Annotated in this window: 18 protein-coding genes and 1 pseudogene; 10 read left to right on the top strand and 9 right to left on the bottom strand. The window is 38.7% G+C overall.

Annotated elements, in window-relative coordinates; all coding sequences use genetic code 11:
- The first annotated feature begins 14 nt into the window (after positions 1-14).
- The 4 genes and pseudogenes from HCN_RS10765 (at position 15) to HCN_RS07770 (ending at position 1,576) form a co-directional block, all read left to right on the top strand.
- On the top strand, positions 15-557 hold the full coding sequence (locus tag HCN_RS10765; RefSeq protein WP_373365034.1) for a hypothetical protein: 543 nt from the start codon (positions 15-17) through the stop codon (positions 555-557).
- 43 nt (positions 558-600) lie between these two features.
- Positions 601-822: a type II toxin-antitoxin system HicB family antitoxin gene (locus tag HCN_RS07780; RefSeq protein ID WP_014667149.1), complete on the top strand. Its 222-nt coding sequence runs from the start codon at positions 601-603 to the stop codon at positions 820-822.
- A pseudogene (locus HCN_RS07775) lies at positions 812-1,026 on the top strand (type II toxin-antitoxin system HicA family toxin). Before HCN_RS07780 ends, HCN_RS07775 begins: the two are co-directional and overlap by 11 nt.
- 265 nt (positions 1,027-1,291) lie before the next feature.
- Positions 1,292-1,576, top strand: a complete 285-nt coding sequence (locus tag HCN_RS07770; RefSeq protein WP_014667148.1) for a hypothetical protein — start codon at positions 1,292-1,294, stop codon at positions 1,574-1,576.
- On the opposite strand, the gene HCN_RS07765 is transcribed toward HCN_RS07770, so the two are convergent.
- From HCN_RS07765 to HCN_RS07745, 5 genes are all read right to left on the bottom strand, one after another.
- Positions 1,537-1,761, bottom strand: coding sequence for a hypothetical protein (locus tag HCN_RS07765; protein WP_002955439.1), 225 nt, complete (start codon positions 1,759-1,761; stop codon positions 1,537-1,539). The genes HCN_RS07770 and HCN_RS07765 overlap by 40 nt on opposite strands.
- Before the next feature lie 99 nt (positions 1,762-1,860).
- Complete coding sequence (locus tag HCN_RS07760) at positions 1,861-4,098, bottom strand: flagellar hook-basal body complex protein (RefSeq protein WP_014667147.1); 2,238 nt, start codon at positions 4,096-4,098, stop codon at positions 1,861-1,863.
- Positions 4,095-4,916 (bottom strand): flagellar hook assembly protein FlgD, encoded by an 822-nt coding sequence (gene flgD, locus HCN_RS07755; protein WP_014667146.1) that lies wholly within the window; start codon positions 4,914-4,916, stop codon positions 4,095-4,097. The genes HCN_RS07760 and flgD overlap by 4 nt, the downstream gene beginning before the upstream one ends.
- A 15-nt stretch (positions 4,917-4,931) precedes the next feature.
- Positions 4,932-6,176, bottom strand: a complete 1,245-nt coding sequence (gene fliK / locus HCN_RS07750; RefSeq protein WP_002955436.1) for a flagellar hook-length control protein FliK — start codon at positions 6,174-6,176, stop codon at positions 4,932-4,934.
- A 34-nt stretch (positions 6,177-6,210) separates the two neighbouring features.
- Positions 6,211-7,176, bottom strand: a complete 966-nt coding sequence (locus HCN_RS07745; protein WP_014667145.1) for a hypothetical protein — start codon at positions 7,174-7,176, stop codon at positions 6,211-6,213.
- Between the two features lie 131 nt (positions 7,177-7,307).
- Here HCN_RS07745 and HCN_RS07740 point away from each other — a divergent pair, with 131 nt between their 5' ends.
- Positions 7,308-7,892: a phosphatase PAP2 family protein gene (locus HCN_RS07740; protein WP_014667144.1), complete on the top strand. Its 585-nt coding sequence runs from the start codon at positions 7,308-7,310 to the stop codon at positions 7,890-7,892.
- 14 nt (positions 7,893-7,906) lie between these two features.
- On the opposite strand, the gene dcd is transcribed toward HCN_RS07740, so the two are convergent.
- A complete protein-coding gene (gene dcd, locus HCN_RS07735) occupies positions 7,907-8,473 on the bottom strand; it encodes a dCTP deaminase (RefSeq protein ID WP_002955433.1) in 567 nt (188 codons plus the stop codon).
- 91 nt (positions 8,474-8,564) lie between these two features.
- On the opposite strand from dcd, the gene accB reads away from it, so the two are divergent.
- From accB to HCN_RS07710, 5 genes are all read left to right on the top strand, one after another.
- Positions 8,565-9,029 carry an acetyl-CoA carboxylase biotin carboxyl carrier protein gene (accB, locus tag HCN_RS11285; protein ID WP_014667590.1) on the top strand — a complete coding sequence of 155 codons (465 nt, stop codon included), beginning with the start codon at positions 8,565-8,567 and terminating at the stop codon, positions 9,027-9,029.
- A 9-nt stretch (positions 9,030-9,038) separates the two neighbouring features.
- Positions 9,039-10,403, top strand: a complete 1,365-nt coding sequence (locus HCN_RS07725; RefSeq protein ID WP_002955431.1) for an acetyl-CoA carboxylase biotin carboxylase subunit — start codon at positions 9,039-9,041, stop codon at positions 10,401-10,403.
- Positions 10,404-10,461: 58 nt separating this feature from the next.
- Positions 10,462-11,166 carry a flagellin N-terminal helical domain-containing protein gene (locus HCN_RS07720; protein ID WP_002955430.1) on the top strand — a complete coding sequence of 235 codons (705 nt, stop codon included), beginning with the start codon at positions 10,462-10,464 and terminating at the stop codon, positions 11,164-11,166.
- An 11-nt stretch (positions 11,167-11,177) separates the two neighbouring features.
- Positions 11,178-12,359: a UDP-4-amino-4,6-dideoxy-N-acetyl-beta-L-altrosamine transaminase gene (gene pseC, locus HCN_RS07715; RefSeq protein ID WP_014667143.1), complete on the top strand. Its 1,182-nt coding sequence runs from the start codon at positions 11,178-11,180 to the stop codon at positions 12,357-12,359.
- A 104-nt stretch (positions 12,360-12,463) separates the two neighbouring features.
- The gene (locus HCN_RS07710; protein ID WP_014667142.1) at positions 12,464-14,218 is read left to right on the top strand and encodes a methyl-accepting chemotaxis protein; all 1,755 of its coding nucleotides are present in this window, start codon (positions 12,464-12,466) and stop codon (positions 14,216-14,218) included.
- Between the two features lie 78 nt (positions 14,219-14,296).
- On the opposite strand, the gene HCN_RS07705 is transcribed toward HCN_RS07710, so the two are convergent.
- The 3 genes from HCN_RS07705 to HCN_RS07695 all read right to left on the bottom strand — a co-directional run bounded on the left by HCN_RS07705 (position 14,297) and on the right by HCN_RS07695 (position 17,687).
- The gene (locus tag HCN_RS07705; protein WP_002955427.1) at positions 14,297-14,584 is read right to left on the bottom strand and encodes a DUF3240 family protein; all 288 of its coding nucleotides are present in this window, start codon (positions 14,582-14,584) and stop codon (positions 14,297-14,299) included.
- Between the two features lie 8 nt (positions 14,585-14,592).
- Positions 14,593-15,252: a hypothetical protein gene (locus HCN_RS07700; protein WP_002955426.1), complete on the bottom strand. Its 660-nt coding sequence runs from the start codon at positions 15,250-15,252 to the stop codon at positions 14,593-14,595.
- A 158-nt stretch (positions 15,253-15,410) separates the two neighbouring features.
- Positions 15,411-17,687 (bottom strand): endonuclease MutS2, encoded by a 2,277-nt coding sequence (locus tag HCN_RS07695; protein ID WP_014667589.1) that lies wholly within the window; start codon positions 17,685-17,687, stop codon positions 15,411-15,413.
- Between the last annotated feature and the right edge of the window lie 11 nt (positions 17,688-17,698).

Here is a 17,698-nt window from a genome sequence, read left to right as displayed (position 1 = left end):
TGGGAGATATTAAATTGATAAATTTTGTATATGATGATAAGGGTAGATTTTGCAATCATTCAATGTGTTGCTCTGTGTTATGGAAAGATATGCAAAATGCAAATCACCCAAGCCCCAAAAAGCAAATCACAAAAGAAAAAATCACAACTTCTATGAAGTATGATTTAAAATTTTTGCAAGGCGTGTTAAATTCAAGTTTGATTAAATTTTATGTAAAAGAACTACTGCACGATGGATTGCATTTCTACCCCGAGCACCAAAAGCAACTCCCTATCCCAAAAATAAATGCCAAAAATCAAAAAATCGCCGATAAAATTGTGAATCTAGTGGATAAAATCCTTGAATCCAAAGCGCAAGGCAAAGATTGTCATACTGAGCATAGCGAAGTATCTAAAAACATAGAATCTAAAAGAGATATTTCGCCTATGGCTCAATATGACAAGAGAAAAAAGCTTCAAAATGACAAGATAATAAATGACTTAGAATCTCAAATCAATGATTTAGTCTATAAACTCTACGACTTAGATTCGCACGAAATCCAAATCATTGAAAACTAATAATATGCTACAATTCGCAAAATTTTCGCAAAAAAGGACAGCTATGCTAATAAACGCAGTGATAGAAAAGGACGAAAACGGCTACTTTGCTTTTGTGCCAGAGCTAAAAGGTTGCGTAAGCGAGGGGGCAAGTTTCGAGGAAGCTAGGACAAATATCAAAGAAGCCATCGAGCTATATTTGGAGAGTTTGGGGGCAGATGAGATTCGGCACATTGTCGCAAAAGAAGCGATGATAACGCCTATCGAGGTGGCACTTGGGCGATAAACTCCCCAAACTCACCGCAAAAGAAGCGGAATCTTTGCTACTACAAAATGGCTTTGTGGTGGATAGGCAAAACGAAGTTTCCTTGAAAAAGGAAGCCATAAAATTTACAAAAAAGACTCCAAACGAATGGTTTTGCCACACCACAGCGGGAAAACATTACACCCAAAGATTATCAAAGCATTATTTGAGATTTTGGAGGATTAGCCAAAAAAGCGCAAGATTCCACCGCAAACACCGCCAAACTTCAATCCCAAATCGACTCGCTAGTCTATGCCATCTACGGATTAGATTCAATCAAAATCCCAAAGACAAAAATAAATGATTCAACAAAACATTAACCATAAATGAATCTAATAAAAACAAACGATACGCAGTAGATATTATCAAAGATTTTTTTAATGCAAACAAAGAAAAAAATGGCAAAATTGTAGTGTTATATGGATTGCGTAGGATAGGTAAAACTACCATTATGAATCAAATTATCGATGAATATAAAAATTCTTTAAAATGCGCTTTTTATGAAATTGAAACTAATGATAAGATGGATAATATTTATGATATGCTTATTTGTGAGAGAGATAAAGGCATAAAACTTATCTGTCTTGATAAAATAACTAATGCCAAAGATTTCATAGAAGATTCAGCCATTCTTGCAGATATTTTTGCAAAAGAGGGTATGAAAATAAGAATAACAGGCACTGAATCGCTTGGTTTTTACTTTGCAGAGAACAAAGGTTTTACCCCTGCTTTATGACACGCTTTGAAGTCATTGCTTTCACATAGAGATTCTAGCTCTTGCACACTTTTATTCTCATAGTAAGAATCTGGCTGAAACTTTTGCTGTTCTGTCTTTTTATCATCATTGCAACCATTAAGTGCCAAGGTAAGCGATAAGATTGCTACAACTCCAACTGCTATGTTTTGTATTGCATTTTTCATTTTTGCCCTTTCAATTAGAATCTAAAGCCCACACAATACAAAAAAAAACATTTTAAATTTTGGCAAGATTTATTCTAAGATTCACAAAAATATAGAATCTTAGCGTTTAAGATTGAGGGCTTCTTTGACTAAATCATCGCCTGTGGTAAAGGCTTTGGCATTCATAGAATAGCCTCTTTGCATAACAATTAGCTCCGTTAAGGCATTTCCCACATCAACATTACTTGTCTCCAAATGCTTATACAGCACCGAGCCAAACTTGAGATTTAGCCCCTCCCAACCTAAAATTGGCTTTCCGCTAATGGTGCTTGCATCGCCATTTACAACCATTTCTGTCATCTCAAAGAGATTCCCGCCTACTTTCCTTAAGCCCTGATCATTGACAAATGCCGCAATGCCCACGCGTCCCATAGGCTCATACGCCCCATTATCAAACGCAAGGAATATAATGCCATCTTTATCAATCCTTACATCACGCAAATGCCCTTCCGCCCTGCCATCTTGATCCTTTCCTAAAATGCCAGAATCTCTATACACAAAGTTTGAGCTTTGCATATCCTTTGCCCCTGCGATATTATATGTCAAGCTCTTATCGCCAAAATTTAGCTCAATAGGCTCGGCACTTGGCTTCCCATCGCTATCAAATTCTATGTTGTGCGTTACATAATCGGGGCTTATCATAATCTCCCCGTGCTGGTCAAACACAGCTGAACGCACCTCCCATTTTTCCTTGATTGGCGGCTCGGATTCAGGATTGCCCGATTGCACCATAAAATAATGGCTTTGGACTAGGAATTTTTTGCCACTTTCATCATAGATTTCTACATTGGTTTGGTAGCTTGGCATTTGGATAAACTCACTGAAGAAGCTATCCCCTCTAATCTCCTGCCAACCGATATTATCAAGCTTAGGATCGCTTGAGCCACTATCCACCATTTTGCGATAAAGTTTGCCCTCATAACTCACCACATCATCAACTTGATAGGTGCTGCCTTTGGTATAGCTTGGTGGCAGGGCAGATTCCACACTGCCTAGCTCTTCCCAATTCCCCTCATTGAGTGGATTATTCCCAGCGGCATTAATACGGCGATAGATTTTGTCATCACTTTGCACCACATCGCCTTCAAGGTAGGTGGTATTATCACTCCATTGGCTTAACGCACTGCTATCTAGAATCTTCCAATTTTCCTTATCTATAAAGGGATCTTCGCTACTGCCAAGTTCGCCTATGCGGATAAATGAGATGCCCTTATACTGCACAATAGCATTTTTTTCATACGCTTTATTAGCGTTAAAATTTGTCCCCACACCGCTATTAAAGTTTTCATTTTTTCCTTTGAATCCTAGCTTTTCAAATAGGCTTCCGCCAAGCTCTAAATTGAGATTCTTATACGAATTATTTTTTAGCTCTAGGCTTACTTTCTCGCCAACTTTCCCATCAGCCCCTTTGCTGATTTCTAAATCTAACCCCACTTTCTCACGCAAAAGATTTTTTAAATCATTAAAAGTGCGAAATTCCCCAGATTCTGCCCCGCCATTGCCATATTTGAAATTTAAAGTCTCTTTTTTGCCATCTTTATCTATGATAAGGCGGACTTCATTGTAGCTTGGGGCATTAAGTGGCGTATCATCGGTGGCAAAGGCGTTAATATCCGTATCCATAAATCGTTCAATATCAAACTCACCATCTTTGTTTTTGAAAAATGATGACACAGAAGTGGCGTTTTCATTTTTATTAAGATTGGCACTTACATCAAGCTTTGTAGTCAGCACAGGGTGATAGTAGAGATTCTGCGGGACTTGCATAGGTTGCAACTTCCCAGAAGAAAGGGCTGCAAAATCAATCTCTTCACTTTTGCTTGAAGTGTAGATTCCATCTTTAATCTTGCCTAAATCCACACCATACATATAATATCCGCTTGTATTGACGATATAGCCCTCTCCATCACGCAAAAATGAGCCATCGCGTGTGAAGTAGTTTTTTTGCTTTTTTTCATAGCCGTCATCTTTGATTTCAAAGCTCCCGCTTTTCTGCTCCCCTACGACAAACCAGCCCTTGCCCTCATAGGCTACATTAAACTCCCCATCACTCGCCTTGTAGCTTCCACTACGCGTAGATATGGCATTACTTGATTTTGTCGCACCATAGTTCATATCGTTATTAATAGGGGAATCGGCATTAAGAGAATCCATATTTGTGCTAAAAAGGCTTTCAAACTGCGGAATATTCCTTCTATAGCCAATGGTATTGACATTGGCAATATTATTTGAGATAGAATCTAGCCCAAATTGATGCGTTTTAATCCCGCTGTAAGAGTTGATAAGAGTGCTATTCATAGCCCGTGATCCTTATTGTAAAACTCAATAGCACTATCAAGGGGCAAAATCATATCGCCCATTCTTAGCATAGGTGAGCCTTTATCAAAAATAATGCTTTGCACCTCTCCGCGTCCTACACGAGCGGTGTGATATTGCTTACTTGTTTCATCAAGATTGTATTCTGCACGAATATTATATGTGCCATCATCTACCTGTTTGCCGTTATTATCTAGCGTATCCCAAGTAAATTCCAAATACCCGCTTTGGTTATTTTTATCTTTAAGCGAAATGCTTTTGACCATTTCATTGTTGCTATTGAAAATATAAATGGTGGGATCGCCCTTTTGTGTGTCAATTTTTTGATCAAAATAGATTGAGAATTTCACTGCCTTACCTTTTTGGACATTCACGCCAAAGACATCAGTTTCAGCCACCTTGCCAATCATTGAGACGGTATTTAGTGCATTAAGCTGTGCGGTAGTGACATTTGATTTGGCTGAATCTTGCATACCGAGATTGAGTGCTTCTAAAGATTCTTTCATTTGTGCTTGAAACTCTTTTAGCTCCTTATTTGTCTCTTGTGTGCTTTTCATCGCTTCTGCCACTTCTACCATTGTCTTTTTATTTTGCTCTTGCATTTCCACTTGCGTGAGCTGGGCAGTTTGCGTGATAATCTTATCAGTCTCCATTGGTGCGGTTGGGTCTTGATTTTTGAGCTGTTCTAAGAAAAGTCGCATAAAAGCGTCATTATCAAGCTCATTAATATTGCGGACTTTTTCTTTCTCTTTTGCGATTTTTGCCGCACTTCCTGTTACTTCTGCTAAGTCAATCGCCATTATTAAGCTCCCTTTTTAGGCATATTTAGGCAGTGTAATATGCATTACATTTATTTCATTTTGTGAATCTTCTAAGCTATTTTTGTTCCCTTCTTGCTGTTGCTCTTGTGGGGTGCTGTTTTCGCCATTTTGCCCCTTATTGCCGCCACCATTCTCATTTGAGCTAAAGCTTAAATCCACATTTTCAAAGCCCACTTGTGCGAGATTGTTTCTAAAATCCACTTGATTTTGTAAAAATAACCCAACCGCTGTGGCATTTGACACCACTTGAATATGTAAATCCTTGCCCTTTTTAGTGATGGTAAGCTCTAGTGTGCCAAGATTCTGCGGGTTAAGCTCTAAGGATAGCTTTGTGATAGGGGGCTTGTAGTTTAGCACCTCTTCACGCAGGGCTTGAGCGAAATTCCTTACACTCTCTCGTGCTAAGGCAGAGCGGTAGAGAATCTGTGTGCGAGTATTTTCCTTTGTGTGTAAAACTTCCGCACTTTGCTTAGATTGAGCTTTGCCCTTGCCTTCTTCCATTGCTTCAGTTTCTTTTATTTTGGTTTTCTTTTTGCCCCCTGCTAAAAGCATTTCCGCAAAGCTTTTTTCCTCTTCTTGAATCTGGCTTTGCTCAAGGGGCGATTGAGATTCTTCTAGCTGTGTGTTTTGTGCCTTACTCGTTTGCACTAGGCTTTCTGAGTCTGTATTCTTAGCCCCTTTGCTTTGTGTGTCTTTTTTGGGATTTTTCTCATTATTTTTTTTATCCCCACTTTTAGATTTATTTTGTAAGGCTTCAGATTCTAAAGCGGCTATGCTTGAGGCTAGGGCATTAGGCTTTTGAGTAGCGTTTGATTGCGACTTTGGAGTCTGCTTTTGTAGCTCCTCAATACTTGGTATCTCATCAAGTCTCAATGCCTCTTCAAAGCTTTTTAATTCTGCATTTTTTGAATCCACAAGCTGGGCTTGAAACTGCTCTGTTTGCTTGGTTTGATTGGCTATCTGTTTAGATTCTGCTTGGGTAGGACTAGATTCTAGCTTTTCTACATTTTTATTTTGTGGGTTTTTGACCGCCTTACCCTTTGTTTTTTTAGAATCTTCGCTTATGATCTCGCCATTTTCCGCCTTATTCTTTTTGAGCTTTTTGCCTTTGTCTTGCGGGGCTTGTAAAGATTCTCCGTCTTGTTCTACAATAGAATCTTGCTTTGAGTTAAGAATCTTACCCACTTCAGCTCCAGCAACTAAAGGCGTAGCCTTTGTCTTAAGGGTTTTTTGGAGCATATTCTCCTTTGAATCTTGCTCTTTTAAATCTTGTTTATCCCAGCTGGGGTGCGTCCTTTAGAGAAAATACACTGCCTTTGCCCTCATCATTAGCCTTTTTGGTTGGATACTCGTTTGAGATTTTGCTTGTGATGTTTTTTGGCTTTTTGGTTCCGCGTTGGACTATGGCGATTCTATCTACATTATTTTCATACTCGTAGTTGATTTTCTCTTTTGTCGATGCTGGAATGCTTTTTGGCTTTGCTTGTGTCTCTAATGCTTCCTGCACGAGAGATTGAGCATTTACTCCTTGTGTTTCTAGGCTCATTTTGCTAGGGTTTAAGCCCTTGGCTTGAGCGAGATTTTGCACATCAGCTAGGGTTTTTGGAGCTTGGGTTTCTTCTTGTGGGATTTTAGTTTGTGGCATTGGCATAGAGGCTAAACGCGGAGTTGTTGCTTTTGAATCTAGGCTAGAATCTTTGCTTTCTGCAATTTTATTTGCTGTGCTTGTTGAGCCTGTGTTTAAAGGTGTGCTTAGGGCTTCTGCAAGGGGATTACTCTCTTTTGGTTTATTTTCTTTAGATGATTTGGCAATTTTTTCTTGCAAACCGATTTTTGAATCTTCACTCGCAGTGTCCTTAAAATCAAAAGACGCAGGAACTGCACTTGGAGTTTGAGCTTTTTGACTTGTAGGTTTTGTGCTTGGGCTTTGTGTTTTTTGCGGTTGTGATGAAAGATTCTTATCAAGTAGCTCATTTTTTGAATCTGCTTGAGCTGTATTTTTACCCTCTGTCTTATTCATTTTGCCTTGCAAGGCTTTGCTAAGTGGATTCTTGTAATCTACGGCTTGGGCTTGACTTGAATCTTTGGCTTCCTTTTGAGTCTTGGCTTTAGCCTGTTTGGCAAACATATCTTCAAACTTGCTCTCCAACTTATTGACATCTGCTGATGGAGAGTTTGGGCGTTTATCCAAGATAGAATCGGGCTTATTTAAAATAGAATTTTGCATTGCATCTAACATACTGCACTCCTTACAAGAAAATTATGTAAGCTACTAAGCAAAATGTATTCCTAAAATGGTGGTGTATTTTTGCTGTTTTTTATGGAAAAAAGCATATAATCGCACACTTTTTTTAGTTGAAGGAGTGTGTTTTGTATAAAAAAAATTTGATGACTTTGATGTTGTGTATAGGACTGCAAAAGGGCTTGTATGCCCAAAAGAGTGGATTTAAGATATATGGCGATGTAATGCAGATTCTGCCTTTTGCAATGATGGCATATAGCTGTGCTATTGATGATATGCAAGGTGTGAAAGAGCAAGCCATAGGGGCTGGAGCGACTTTCCTTACCACTCACGCTATCAAGCAAGGCTTTGTGATTGTATCGCGTTCAAATGAATCAAATGCTAGAATCTCACAGCGTCCAAACAATGGAGGCTTTGATGGATTCCCAAGCGGACATACTTCATTTACTTTTTCGGCGGCTGGATTTGCTCAAAAGCGTTATGGCTGGAAGTGGGGAGTGCCATTAAGTTTGATTGGAGCTTCAGTTGGAGCAAGTAGGGTATATGCAGAGCGACATACCACTACACAAGTCATTGCTGGGGCGATTTTGGGCTTTTCTCTTTCATACTTTTTGGCAAACAAACAGAGCAAAGATTCACAGCTTACCGCTTGGGTGAGTAATGCGGAAAATGGCACACAAAGCTATCACATAGGGTATATAAAGCGATTTTAGAATCTGCATTTAATTTATTTTAAAACTTTAGGTAGTGTAATACCCTTTTGTCCTTGATATTTGCCTTTTTTATCTTTATAGCTTATCTCACAAGGCGAATCGCCCTCTAAAAATAATACTTGAGCTATGCCCTCATTGGCATAAATCTTTGCTGGAAGTGGCGTTGTATTTGAAATCTCAATAGTGATATGCCCCTCAAATTCTGGCTCAAAAGGCGTAACATTTACAATTATCCCACACCTTGCATAAGTGCTTTTGCCAAGACAGATAGCAAGCACATTGCGTGGCATTCTAAAGTATTCTATCGTGCGTGCAAGGGCAAAAGAGTTTGGCGGCACAAGGCAGTAGCCCTTTTCACTCGTATCGACTTCTACAACATTGCGTTCATCAAAGCTTTTAGGATCAACCAAAGTCGCACCGATATTTGTAAAAATCATAAATTCACTACCCACGCGAATGTCATATCCATAGCTTGATAGCCCATAGCTTACGATATTTTGCCCCACTTGCTTTTCGCAAAATGGCTCAATCATACCCTTTTTACTCATCTCTTTAATCCACAAATCAGACTTTAAACCCATTTTGCACCTCACTTTTTACAAAATTTTGCGTATCTTTAAAAAAATCGTGTTATTATAGCAGATTTAAATTTCACGACAAGAAAGGTGCAAGATGAATCTACAAGAAATCAAAAAGATTATGGAGCTGTTTGACAATAGTGATATTGCGAAGTTTAGTATTAAACAAGAGGGCTTTGAGCTAAAACTCCAAAAGGCTAATGCTAGTGTGAGTGGGGCGGTTACAGCCATTGCACCAGCTCCTGTTGCAGCTATCTCTCAAACTCCAGTAGCAGAATCTGCTCCTGTTGCGACACCTAGCACACCAAAAGATACAAGCGGACATTTTATTACCTCTCCAATGGTTGGGACATTTTACCGCTCTCCAAGCCCGGGTGCTGCTCCTTATGTTGATGTTGGTGATACAATTAAAAAAGGACAGACGGTTGCGATTATTGAAGCAATGAAAATTATGAATGAGATTGAAGCGGAGTTTGACTGCAAGGTTGTTTCCATTGAAGTGATCGATGGACAGCCTGTGGAGTTTAGCACTAATCTTATTAAAGTTGAAAAACTCTAAGGCAAAGCAATGAGTGTAAAACAAAAAAAGATTCAAAAAATTCTCATAGCTAATCGTGGCGAGATTACGCTCCGTGCTATTAGAACAATCCAAGAGATGGGTAAAGAGGCTATTGCGATTTATTCAACAGCCGATAAAGACGCGTATTACCTTGATGTGGCAGATGGTAAAATCTGCGTAGGCGGGGATAAGTCAAGTGAAAGTTATCTCAATATTCCTGCGATTATGAGTGCGGCGGAGTTGCTTAAGGTTGATGCGATTTTTCCCGGCTATGGCTTTTTGAGTGAGAATCAAAATTTTGTGGAGATTTGCTCTCATCATAATATAGAGTTCATTGGACCAAGTGCTGAAGTTATGGTGCTTATGAGCGATAAATCTAAGGCAAAAGATGTGATGAAAGAAGCAGGTGTGCCTGTAATTTTAGGGAGCGATGGAGCATTAAAAGACTATAAAGAGGCTGAAAAGATAGCAAATGAGATAGGCTATCCTGTGATTTTGAAAGCTGCTGCGGGTGGTGGCGGACGCGGTATGCGTGTGGTTGAAAAGCCTGAAATGCTTAAAAATCTTTATCTCGCAGCTGAATCTGAAGCAGTAAGTGCCTTTGGCGATGGCACGATTTATATGGAGAAATTTATCCGCAATCCCAAACATATTGAAGTGCAGATTCTAGCTGATAAGCACGGCAATGTGTTGCATATCGGTGAGCGTGATTGCTCTGCTCAAAGGCGACAGCAAAAGCTCATAGAAGAATCTCCCGCTGTGGTTTTAAAGCCTGAAGTGCGTCAAAGACTGCTAGATACTGCTGTAAAAGCCGCACAATATATTAAATATGTAGGGGCTGGGACATTTGAATTTTTGCTAGATGCGAATTATGAGGATTTCTATTTTATGGAGATGAATACGCGTTTGCAGGTTGAACACACAGTGAGTGAGATGGTAAGCGGACTTGATTTGGTAGAATGGATGATACGCATAGCCGAGGGGCAGAAGCTTCCAAGTCAAGATTCTATTACTTTTAAGGGACATTCTATTGAGTGCAGAATCACCGCAGAGGATCCTGAAAAGTTTTATCCTTGTCCGGGCAAGATTACAAAATGGGTGGCTCCGGGTGGAGCAAATGTGCGGCTTGATACCCACGCCTATGGTGGCTACACCGTGCCTATGCATTATGATTCTATGATCGGTAAGCTCATTGTGTGGGGTGAGGATAGAGACAAGGCTATTATCCGTATGCACAGGGCTTTGAAAGAATTTTGTATTGAAGGTATTAAGACGACTATCCCATTCCATATTAAGATGATGAAAAATAAGGATTTCCACGCTTCAAATATTCATACAAAATATTTGGAACAAAATATGCTTGAAATAGACTAAAGCAGAGTGCTAGAGATATTTAGAGATAGCGTATTAAGAGATATGTGAAGGAGCAAAAATGAAAATCACCGCAAGCACAAGCCAAACATTAAAGCAAGAAGAGCTAAAATCAAAAGGGTCAAAAGCGACAAAACAAGCCCAAGATCCAAAAGATTCTCCTAAAGCTGACAAAGCAAAAAGTGTTGATGTAAGTGGCATAAAAGACTCTCAACTCGCTCAAAATCTTAAAAACACCAACAGCGATATTGGACGCTTACAAGTCGCACAAAAATCACTCAAAACAATAGAATCTGATGTGAAAAAATTTGCCGAACTTGCAGATGAGGATAAAGAAACTTTTGACAAGGGTGAGAAAGATGATATTCGCACTCAAATGCAGGATTTGAAAAAAAATATAGAATCTGTATTGAAAAAGGCGACTTTTGAAGGCACTAGTGTTTTTGCTAAAAACATAAAAGATGGCAGTGGCAATGTGATTTTTAACGCACCAAAGCTAAAAGTAGGGCTACTTGATACGGACGCTAAGAAATTTTATGATATTTTAAAAGAGCAGCAAAGTGAAATTAAAGATGCCATTGACACATTAAAAGAACAAGCAGATAATGACGCAGAGAAGCTAAACGCAAAAGATGGTGTTAAAGTCGCTAAGCAAGATGCAAAAGAGACAGATGGCTCATTTTTAAGAAAGCTAGACTCACTTTTCCGTGTTTCACACGATACGGATAAATTAAACAATCAGCGTGTGCAAGAGCTTTTAGCGTAGTTTGGTTTGTAGTGATACCTTATAGCACACAACTTATTGATGAGAGCGATGTAAAGGCTTTAAATCTGGCCTTGCATTCTCCGCACCTTACACAAGGCAAACTTATCAAAGAATTTGAATCTGCTTTGTGCCAAAGGGCAAATGCTAAATACGCCATTGCTTTTAACTCTGCTACTTCAGCCCTTTATGTGCTCTATGGAGCATTTATCTATAAATATTTCCCCCATATTGCTAAATCACGGATAAATCCACTACGACAGGCAGATGTTCAACAAGAGATTTATTTTGTTACTACGCCTATAAGCTTTGTGGCTACGACGAATATGATGTTAGTTTGGGGTATCACGCCCATTTTTTGCGATGTGAAAGATGATGGCAACATTGATGAAAAAGCCCTTGCTAAGATTCTGGTCGCTCACCCAAAAAGAGAGTATATCAAGGCGATTGTGAGTGTGGATTATGCGGGGAAAAGTGTGGAATATGAAGTCTTGCAGAATCTTGCAAAGGAGCATAATCTTTTGTTGTTTGCGGATAGCTCCCACGCTTTTGGTGGAAGCTACCACAATAAGCCCATTGGCTCTTTGGCAAATGCAAGTGTTTTTAGCTTTCACGCTTTAAAGCCTATTACTACCGCAGAGGGTGGGGCTTTGGTAACTGATGATGAAGAGTTGGCCCATTACGCAAGGCTTTTGCTTTCACACGGCGTGGAGAAAAGAACGCTGTGGAATTATGATTGTTTATTGGCAGGTATGAATTTTCGCTTGAGTGAGCTAGGAGCTGCCCTTGGGCTAAGTCAGCTCAAAAAACTTGAATCTTTTATAGAATCTCGCCATAAAATCGCAGGATTTTATGATGATTTTTTTGCTAACAATCCACATTTTGGGACAATTGCCATTCCAAAAAGCATACAAAGCACACATCATTTATATCCTATTTTGCTTTATCCGCATTTGTGGTGTAAAAAGGAGCAGATTTTTGAATCTATGCAGGAACAGGGCTTGGGTGTGCAGGTGCATTATAAGCCTATTTATCAATTTAGCTTATACAGGTGGCTTTTTGGCGAAGTGCGATATGAAAATGCTGAAAAGTTTTATCTCGCAGAGATTTCTATCCCTTGTCATCAGGGTTTAAGTCTCAAAGAAGTGGAGCGTATAGCTAGGATTGTAACGCAAATATGTGATAGTCATACATAAATTACTCTTTACTTTGATTTTACTTTCTTAGGATATGTCGTTTTTTTTTTTTTTATATAATTGCCAACGCCGAAAAAATACTCATTCAATCATAAAGGACGAGAATGTTTACATATCTTTCAGTTAAATATAAAATTTCTATTCTTATTTTTGGATCATTTTTAAGTTTTGCTGTGCTTGTAGGACTTGTTTTTATTGGTGAAAAAGAAATAGCAGAACAGAGTGTAGAGCGACTGCACGATCTGATACAAGAGGAAGTTGAGCAAAAGCTTAAGCTTTCCACAGATTCTGTGGCACAATCTCTTGGGGCTTTGATAAAAGGGCTTGATGAAAAGCAACAAATTGCTGTTATCGCCAAGGCTATTGAGGATTTTCGTTTTGAAGATGACAAATCGGGCTATTATTTTACCTATAAGGAATATGTGCCGGTGGCTCACCCTACGCGTAAAGATTTACTTGGTAAATCTCTAGCAGAAGCAAAAGATGTCAATGGTGTGTATTATGTGCGGGAGTTGTTTGATACGGCAAAAAGCCAAAGTGCAAAGGGCAAATTTGTGCATTTTGTCTTTTCGAAACCTTTGCCTGATGGCACACTTGGCAATGCTCCTAAGATTGCCTATGCAGCGATGATTCCAAATACGGATAATATTTGGATTTCCACAGGTGTATATGCTGATACTTTTGAACAATACGCACAAAATAGCTCAACATCTATTCTTTCTATTATTCGTTCTATTTTGAGTAATGCTCTCATCATTGCTTCTGTATGTTTTGTGGTTATTTTTGTGCCTTTGATGTTTATGTTTTATCGTTCATTGCTAAAGAGTATTGGTGTGTTGCAGCATAATATGATGTTGTTTTTCAAGTATCTTAATCGTGAAAGCAAAGAAATTAAGCTTACTCCGCTTCATAATAAAGACGAATTTGGAGCGATGGCAAAGAGTATTGAGCAAAATGTTGAGCATATCGCTAAAGGCTTAGAATCCGACCAAGCCCTTGTGGCACAATCTCTTCAAGTCATAGACAAAGCAAAACAAGGTTATATTGATAGCCTTATAGAATCTAAAGGCAGTAATCCACAGCTTAATAATCTAAGAGATTCTGTAAATGAACTGCTTAAACTCTTAATGACAGGTGTGGGAAAAGATTTAAATGAGATTAATCGTGTATTTGAATCTTATGTAAGCTTAGACTTCACCACAGAAGTAAATAATGCAAGTGGTAGAGTAGAAGTAGTTACAAATACTCTAGGAGAAGAGATTAGAAAAATGCTTCATACAAGCTCTAACTTTGCTCAAAATCTAAGTGAAGAGGCAAAAGCATTAGCAGAAGCAGTAAATAATCTTACAAATCTTACTAACTCTCAAGCAAGTAGCCTAGAACAAACAGCTCAAGCCGTAGAAGAGATTACTTCATCTATGCAAAATGTTAGTGGCAAGACAAGTGAAGTTATACAGCAAAGTGAAGATATTAAAAATGTTATAGGCATTATTAGAGATATAGCAGACCAAACAAATCTACTAGCTCTTAATGCTGCTATTGAAGCAGCTCGTGCTGGAGAACACGGAAGAGGATTTGCTGTTGTTGCTGATGAAGTGAGAAAACTAGCGGAGAGAACACAAAAATCTTTAGGTGAGATTGAAGCTAATACGAATCTCTTAGTGCAAAGTATTAATGATATGGGTGAATCTATAAGAGAACAAACAACAGGTGTAACTCAAATCAATGAAGCCATATCTCATTTAGAATCTGTAACACAAGAAAATGTAGAGATAGCTAACTCTAGTGCTGAAATAAGTCAAAGAGTAGATAGAGTAGCTAAAGATATATTAGATGATGTGAATAAGAAGAGGTTTTAGGGGGATTTAGATTCTAAACTTGCATTTTATTGAAAGCAAAAAGGCGGTGTAGATTTTAAAATTTAAAAAATGCAGAATCTACACGCGTGTAGTGAAGTGCGTGTAGATTCTCATATCATCTTTGCCAAAGGCTTGAAGCAGTTTATTGACAATAAATTGTGCTTTTTCTTCATCTAAAAACATTCTAAAAAGCCCATATTCCTGTCTCCCGCTTACTTGTTCTGCGGCACTTTGTAATAATGAGCTAGAAGCATATTTGGAGCAATGGATATAAAAAAAGTCATCATATCCATCTTCAAGCAGCATATCAACAATGGAATCTTTAAGTGTATCTTTAAAATAAATATCAATACTTAGCTCTTGCATAACTCTCCTTATTTGAGTGGATTTTGTGAATCTTCGCCATAGGCCACAATAAGACGCAATCTAAAGATTCCAATAAGAAAGCATATAGCTCCCCACAGCATTACCGCAAGTGTGCCAAGCGAGATAACAGCTACAAGCATATTATCACTAATGGCAAACATTGCTGTGCTTATGATAGATAGGAAAAACCCCACAAATCCAACTTTTGCACCAAAAAAGAAAAGATGATCATTTGTGATAAAGCTTAGCTCCTTAGCAATCTGCCACGCTAAATAGCAAACAATCACAGCAATACTAATGACACAAAGCTCATACGCCGGACTTGGAATCTTGATATAATCAATAAGCGTTATAAATGCACTTGTGGCAAAATTAAACACATATAGCATAAATAGTCTTTTACGCAAAGAAAGTTTAGAGAGATAAAAAAAGGCAAAGGCTATACAGAGCGTTGTAAGCGTGTTAGTAATGCTTAAAATGTTAAGGATTCCATTTTGAGCTTGATTATTTAAAAGAGCGTAAGCTGGAATCGCCCCGCATATCGCAATAACAATGGAGAGAATCCATAATATCTTAGCTCTCCGCAAAAGGGGTGTTTGATGGATAAAGTGAATGTGGTGCTTAACATCTAGCAGTGTGGGCATATTCTCAACTTTAAACAATGCCATTTTTGTCCTTTTTGCTTAATTGTATTTGCTTCAAAATAGGGTGGATTATAGCTTAAGGCATATAAGCCCTGCCTTAAGGCACTTACCTTAAGATAAAAGGCGTACGAGCTAGAATCTCACAGCTTTAAGGTTTTATAATTTCAACTCCATAGCCTTATTTAGAGTTTAATTACTTTAGCACCAAAGCCGCCCATATTTGCCGGAGCATCATCAAAGGATATGATTTTTGGGTGCTGTTGTAAATATTCTTTAACAAGCCGACTTAAGATTCCCGTGCCAATGCCGTGATACACAAGCACTTCATCATACCCAGCCATAAGGGCATTGCTTAAAAATTCATCAAGCTTCTCTATGGCTTCCTCCCCTCGCATTCCGTGTAAGTCAAGGCTCACACCCACACTTTTATTTTGTGCAATCTTAAATGTTGTTTTTTGCAGATTCAAGCTTTTGGGGCTTTGCTGTGTTTTTTTAAGATTTGCTATTTTTTCTTTCAATTTCATACCGCTTTCAAGCTCTACAAGGCAGGTTTCACCTTTGATACTTAGAATCTTTCCCCTTGTATTTTGATATTTGACATAATCATTCACTTGGAGATTCTGCGTTTTGTTATGCGGTTGCTTTGCCGTGGGCGTGGGCTTTAAAATGGCGTGGGCGGTATTAAAGGCTTTGTGAATCTCTTTACTTTCTTTTGCTTTTAGGGCGTCTTTTAGTGCTTGTGTGGCTTTGTGATATTGAGTTTGTAAGCTATGTTTCAAGGCTTGAAACTCCACTTGTTGCCGCTCTTCTTGCTCTTTAAGGGACAGGATTTTTTTGTCATATTCAATAATGCGTTGTTCTAGCTGCTTATTTTTCTGCTCTAGTGTGATTTCAAGTGTGCTTGATCGTTCAATCAGCTCATTAAGCCTTTGCTTATCCGCTCCATATACACTTTTAGCCTTTGCAATGAGTGTGTGCGGGATATGATAACGCTGTGCTGTTTCAAACGCATAACTTTTACCGATACTGCCATTTAGAAATTCAAAAAGCGGTTTTTGCGTGTGTATATCATACATTGCCGCACAAAGCTGTATTAACGGATTATTTGCCATAAGGGCGGCTAGGTGCTTATGATGAGTGGTGAGCAAAATCTTAGCCTTGTTTTCTAAAAGATGCTCTAAAAGCACCTTAAATAGACTTGCCGCTTCATCAGCATCGGTGCCTAGCTCAATCTCATCAATGCCGAGCAAAAGATTTGGCGTGTTTAGAATCTGTGAAAACTCTAACATTCTGCCGGCAAAAGTGGAGATGTCATTTTTGCTATTTTGCGGGTCGGATAAAATGGCGTTAATATGCTTAAAATGTGGAATCTTGGAGCGGTGGGGATTGATTTTAAGAGGGATAAGAAATTTGCTTAAAAAACACGCACTTAGAATTGATTTTAAAAGCATAGTTTTGCCCCCAGCATTTACCCCTGTAATCATTAGGCAATCGCCGCTAAAGTCAATGCTAAGTGGCTTTGGGGAATGCAAGGCAGGGTGGCTAAACTCGTGTAAGATGATGTGATTTTTAGAATCTAGTGCGTAAATAAAGCTAAGATTCAAAGCCTTAGCAAAGCTCAAACGAGCAAGAATAGAATCAAACATATCAAAGCAGTGATTGAGGAATTTTAAAAATGGTAGATGTTTAGTGAGAGTGCTTGAAAGCTCCTTGCAGATGAGATATAGGCTTTCTTCCAAGCTATTTTTAAGTATGTTTTGACGCTCTTTAAGCGTGAGTATAGAATCTGGCAAGAGGTAGAAAAAGCCGCTTTGAGAACGCTCTAGCACCATACCCTTAATGCTGTGATTATATCCAGCTTTAAGCAAAAGGCATTCATTTTGATTGATGTAATGCACGGATTTATCCACAAGGTAGGGCAGTAGGGCTTGTGTATGCAGGAGCTTTTGTAGAGATTCATCAATGCGGATTTTTGTTTGTTTGATTTGTGAGTAAAGCTCATCAATATACGGATAAATGCCCTTTGTAATCTCGCCTTTTTGGGTAAAAAATGTGGGGAGCTTGGCAATGACTTCAGGGATTAGAATCTTATCGCACCACGCTTTTGTGCGAGGCGAGCAATCAGCAATGTGCTTTTTAAGATATATAAAATACCCCACAAGCTGCGAAAAGCTAAAAATCTCATTTAAACTTAAAGTGCCTTGTTTTTGTAGGTGGAGAAGGGGAGTATCAAGCTTTGGCAGCCTTGGCAGGGGCTTTAACTCTACTGAATCTAGTTCTTGTAAAAGGGAGCTAAAAAACTGCCTATCGCCCGGAAGTGCAAAAATGGGAAAGGTAGAAGTGAAGTGTGAATCCTTATTTTTTTCTCGTGCGAAAAATGAAGCAAACTTTTCTATAAACGCTATTAAATCAAGCCTTGAGACGAGAATCTCATAATCTTGCCTAGGTTGCTTTGTCATAGAAAAAAGAA

Origin of the sequence: Helicobacter cinaedi PAGU611, from assembly GCF_000284635.1 — a bacterium.
GTDB lineage: Bacteria > Campylobacterota > Campylobacteria > Campylobacterales > Helicobacteraceae > Helicobacter_C > Helicobacter_C cinaedi.
This window is presented reverse-complemented; position numbering and strand designations above follow the sequence as displayed.

Excerpts from the sequence above, each read along its gene's own strand:
- HCN_RS07725 (WP_002955431.1), top strand. The coding sequence starts at position 9,039 with ATGAGTGTAAAACAAAAAAAGATTCAAAAAATTCTCATAGCTAATCGT.
- HCN_RS07710 (WP_014667142.1), top strand. The coding sequence starts at position 12,464 with ATGTTTACATATCTTTCAGTTAAATATAAAATTTCTATTCTTATTTTT.
- HCN_RS07760 (WP_014667147.1), bottom strand. The coding sequence starts at position 4,098 with ATGAATAGCACTCTTATCAACTCTTACAGCGGGATTAAAACGCATCAA.
- HCN_RS07765 (WP_002955439.1), bottom strand. The coding sequence starts at position 1,761 with ATGAAAAATGCAATACAAAACATAGCAGTTGGAGTTGTAGCAATCTTA.
- HCN_RS07700 (WP_002955426.1), bottom strand. The coding sequence starts at position 15,252 with ATGGCATTGTTTAAAGTTGAGAATATGCCCACACTGCTAGATGTTAAG.
- HCN_RS07780 (WP_014667149.1), top strand. The coding sequence starts at position 601 with ATGCTAATAAACGCAGTGATAGAAAAGGACGAAAACGGCTACTTTGCT.
- HCN_RS07720 (WP_002955430.1), top strand. The coding sequence starts at position 10,462 with ATGAAAATCACCGCAAGCACAAGCCAAACATTAAAGCAAGAAGAGCTA.
- accB (WP_014667590.1), top strand. The coding sequence starts at position 8,565 with ATGAATCTACAAGAAATCAAAAAGATTATGGAGCTGTTTGACAATAGT.
- dcd (WP_002955433.1), bottom strand. The coding sequence starts at position 8,473 with ATGGGTTTAAAGTCTGATTTGTGGATTAAAGAGATGAGTAAAAAGGGT.
- HCN_RS07770 (WP_014667148.1), top strand. The coding sequence starts at position 1,292 with ATGAATCAAATTATCGATGAATATAAAAATTCTTTAAAATGCGCTTTT.
- flgD (WP_014667146.1), bottom strand. The coding sequence starts at position 4,916 with ATGGCGATTGACTTAGCAGAAGTAACAGGAAGTGCGGCAAAAATCGCA.
- fliK (WP_002955436.1), bottom strand. The coding sequence starts at position 6,176 with ATGCTCCAAAAAACCCTTAAGACAAAGGCTACGCCTTTAGTTGCTGGA.
- HCN_RS07695 (WP_014667589.1), bottom strand. The coding sequence starts at position 17,687 with ATGACAAAGCAACCTAGGCAAGATTATGAGATTCTCGTCTCAAGGCTT.
- HCN_RS07745 (WP_014667145.1), bottom strand. The coding sequence starts at position 7,176 with ATGTTAGATGCAATGCAAAATTCTATTTTAAATAAGCCCGATTCTATC.
- HCN_RS07705 (WP_002955427.1), bottom strand. The coding sequence starts at position 14,584 with ATGCAAGAGCTAAGTATTGATATTTATTTTAAAGATACACTTAAAGAT.